Raw genomic sequence first — 3636 nt, forward strand, 5'->3', positions numbered from 1 at the left:
CGGTATTGTGAGGGTCATTGACCAAATATAAGGCAGCGAAAAATCGCAGAGATTTGAAAAGGCGAAGATGAGGAAGTGTCTGGGTTTAGTAAGGAACAGGGAGCGGTTGGTGCGGGGGTAATCCGGGGGCATTGAGCGGTCTCCATATTCCCGTGGATTTTCTTTGCAGGTTCGGAGTTGGTGTACAGCTCGGTAAATGCAAATTTTAGTCAGGAACGGACGGCGGGCTGAAGTCCTCCTTTCTAAATGTGCGGAAGAGTCTTAGAATGTCTGCTTGTCAGATAGTGAGGCAAAATCGGAAAGTTATTTGTTGTTGCAGCTGTCGCAGAATTAAGGATTAACAGTGTTTGGCGCTTGCGATGATGTGAATATCTGCAATTAAATAAAGAGGGATAGGTAAATGAACTTCGGATTTGAAGAAATTCAGGATATGCTTCGTAAAGATGCCCGACGTTTTCTCAACGATAAATGCTCTAAGAGCTTCGTGCGTGAGATGGAGGAAGATGAGCGGGGTTTTGACCAAGCTCTCTGGAGGGAAATGGCGGATCTGGGTTGGATGGGCTTGGTGTTCCCGGAAGAATTCGGGGGGCAGGGCATGACCTTTTTGGATCTGGCAGCGCTTCTGGAGGAGATGGGGCGAGCTTGTCTTCCAGGACCGTACTTTTCCACAGTTATCCTGGGCGGCCTCCCCATTCTGGAGGCGGGCAGTAAAGAACAAAAGCAGGAGTTCTTGCCCAAAATATCCAGAGGGGAAATGATCATGACCCTGGCTCTCCTCGAGCAAAAAGGCACCTACGATCCCTCAAGTATAGCCACCACAGCCAAAACCCACGGAGATAACTACCTCATCAGCGGCACGAAGCTGTTTGTATCCAATGCTCATGTCGCCGATTATTTGATCTGCGCAGCCCGCACCGGAAACAAAGGCGATAAATCCCACGGGATCAGCTTGTTTCTGGTGGATGCCAAGAGCCCGGGCATCAGTTGTACACTGCTTAAGACAATTGCCTCAGACAGGCAATGCGAAGTGAAATTGGATAACGTATCAGTGTCTAAGAAGAATCTCTTGGGTGAGTTGAACCAGGGATGGGTGCTGATTGAGAAGATACTTATGCTGGCAGCAGCAGCCGAGTGCGTTGAAATGGTCGGCGGCGCACAGCAGGTACTGGAAATGGTGGTGAATTATACCAAAGAGAGAGTACAGTTCGATGTTCCGATCGGGTCCTTCCAGGCCATCCAGCATCACTGTTCCAATATGGCTATCGATGTGGATGGATCGCGTTTCATCACCTATGAGGCGTGCTGGGCGATTAGCCAGGGTATGCCATCTGATCAGAAGGTCAGCATGGCTAAAGCATGGGTCAGTGATGCCTATCGTCGGGTGGTAGCACTGGGACAACAGATTCATGGCGGCATTGGCTTCACCCGGGATCACGACATGCAGTTGTATTTCCGTCGTGCCAAGGCGGGAGAGGTGATCTTTGGTGATGGTGATTACCATCGGGAAAAGTTGGTTCAATCGTTGGCCCTTTAGCGCAATGTTAAGGTTGATAAAGTACGGGTATCCCAGGGAGGATGACGTATCCTCTTATGTTATGGTTAGTTATTGAAAAATATCAAGTTAATCGAATTTAGAAAAGGAAGAGGAATCAACATGTCTTGGCAAGAAGAATATAAGAAAAAGACGATTACCGCCGAAGCAGCAGCAGCTCTGGTAAAGGACGGAGATTTCATCAGTATCCCGATGGGTAGAGAGCCCGTCACTTTCAACTATGCCCTGCAGGCAAGGGTAGGCGATGTTAGGGGCGTAAAAATTTGCCCTGCAATGCAGGCAAGAGACTTCGTCTGGTATGAACCCGGGGTCGAAGAATTTTTTATGATCGAGGCACCGTATGCGATGCCCACGATCCACAAGCTGTTTGAGTTGGGAATAGCAGATTTTCTGATCCCGGATGTCCTGATGCGTCGGGATTTCAATATTGATCAGATACAAGGATCCTTGGATATTCTCGTGGTGACCGTATCGCCGCCGGATAAGCACGGATATGTCTCCTTTGGCGGATCGGTTTGGTTCAAGCACAGCGAAATGGCGCTGGCAAAGATCGTTATCGCTGAGGTAAACCCAAATCAAATCAGGACTTACGGTCAGAACGCCGCTCACGTATCTGAGTTCGATTATTTTGTTGAACATATCGATTTAGGCACTCCTCCGCAAACCAGAGACATGACCGGCAGAATGATCGGCGGTCCAGGCGAAGCGGAGAAGAAGATTGCCGAATATGTTCACAGCTTAACACGGGATGGCGATTGTATAATGGTCGGCATCGGCGGATCGACAGAGTTCCTCTTCGATCTGGGTGCATATAAAGGCAGATCCGATCTTGGCATTCACACCGAGATCATATCCCCCGGTCTGATTAAAGGGGTAAAGTCAGGCCAGATCACTGGAGCGCGCAAAAAGCTCCATAAAGGTGTGGCTATTGGTACAGCAGTGGGAGGCGGTCGAGCGGAATATGATTTTGTGGATATGAACCCGCAATTCGAGCTCTACCCGGCTGAGTATTGTCTTGATCCCAGGATTATTGCCGAGCATGAGAATATGACGGTCTTTGCCTCCTGTTTCGCCATCGACTTCACCGGACAGGGAATAACCGATGGTATAGGTTATACGATGAAGGCAGGCACTGGCGGACAGGCATCATTCGCTATCGGGGCAGGGTTAGCCAAGGGCGGCAGATACGTCTTGGCTTTCAATTCGACCACCAGCGACGGCAGATCGAAAATCGTCGCTGCGTTTGAACCCGGAAGTGTGGTCAGCATTCCCCGTTGGCTGACGGATATTGTGGTCACCGAAAACGGAATTGCCCGTGTGAAAGGGAAGTCGCAGCGATATAGAGCTGATGCGTTTATCGCTCTGGCTCACCCGGATCATCGTGCTGAACTGACCAAGAAGGCTCGCGCTGCCTTCTGGCCGAAGAATTAAATTTGCTGTCGAAAACGAAGAGGTTTGTATATGGCACTGCTTTATGATAAGAAAGACAAGATCGTGACCATTACCTTCAACAGGCCGGAGGCGATGAATGCCTTCAGTGTACAGCAAACAAAGGAGTTCTCCGAAGCGTTGCTGCAATTTCGCGAGGATCGTGATGCTTGGGTGGCTATCCTGACTGGAGCTGGTGACGAGGCATTCAGTGCCGGAGCGGACCTCAAAGAGATTGTTCCGTTGAGTGTATCAAAGGGACATTTGGATTACTTGGCTATTCATATTGCCAGAGGCATGAATAATTTGGACAAGCCGATCATTGCTGCTGCCAACGGAATCACTGTTGGGGCGGGAATGGAAGTAGCTTTGGCTTGCGACATGATCATCGCCTCAGAGAGAGCGAGCTTTGGTTTGCCTGAGGTGAAGTGGGGTGTCATCCCCGGATGGGGAGGAACACAGAGGCTTGCCCGAAAAATCCCGCGAAACAAGGCTGCTGAGATGGTGATGACCGGAGTCTCTATCGATGCCAAGGAAGCATATCGTTTGGGGCTGGTAAACGCTGTGGTTCCCCATGACCAGTTGATGGCTGAAGCTCGGAAAATGGCTGAAAAGATCTGTCGCAATGCGCCTCTGGCGATTCGAGCTGTCAAGAG

Annotated in this window: 3 protein-coding genes; all 3 read left to right on the forward strand. The window is 50.0% G+C overall.

Annotation, left to right across the window (positions count from 1 at the left end):
• Nucleotides 1–400 precede the first annotated feature (400 nt).
• Nucleotides 401–1534, forward strand: coding sequence for an acyl-CoA/acyl-ACP dehydrogenase (locus PHV74_15420; GenBank protein MDD5095742.1), 1134 nt, complete (start codon nt 401–403; stop codon nt 1532–1534).
• A gap of 120 nt (nt 1535–1654) precedes the next feature.
• Nucleotides 1655–2983, forward strand: a complete 1329-nt coding sequence (locus PHV74_15425) for an acetyl-CoA hydrolase/transferase C-terminal domain-containing protein (protein ID MDD5095743.1) — start codon at nt 1655–1657, stop codon at nt 2981–2983.
• Between the two features lie 30 nt (nt 2984–3013).
• A partial coding sequence (locus PHV74_15430; GenBank protein ID MDD5095744.1) for an enoyl-CoA hydratase/isomerase family protein occupies nt 3014–3636 on the forward strand: 623 nt, incomplete at its 3' end.

This window comes from Dehalococcoidia bacterium (assembly GCA_028711995.1).
Classification (GTDB): Bacteria; Chloroflexota; Dehalococcoidia; order SZUA-161; family SpSt-899; genus JAQTRE01.

Coding starts and splice junctions, on each gene's coding strand:
- PHV74_15420 (MDD5095742.1), top strand. CDS start 401: ATGAACTTCGGATTTGAAGAAATTCAGGATATGCTTCGTAAAGATGCC.
- PHV74_15425 (MDD5095743.1), top strand. CDS start 1,655: ATGTCTTGGCAAGAAGAATATAAGAAAAAGACGATTACCGCCGAAGCA.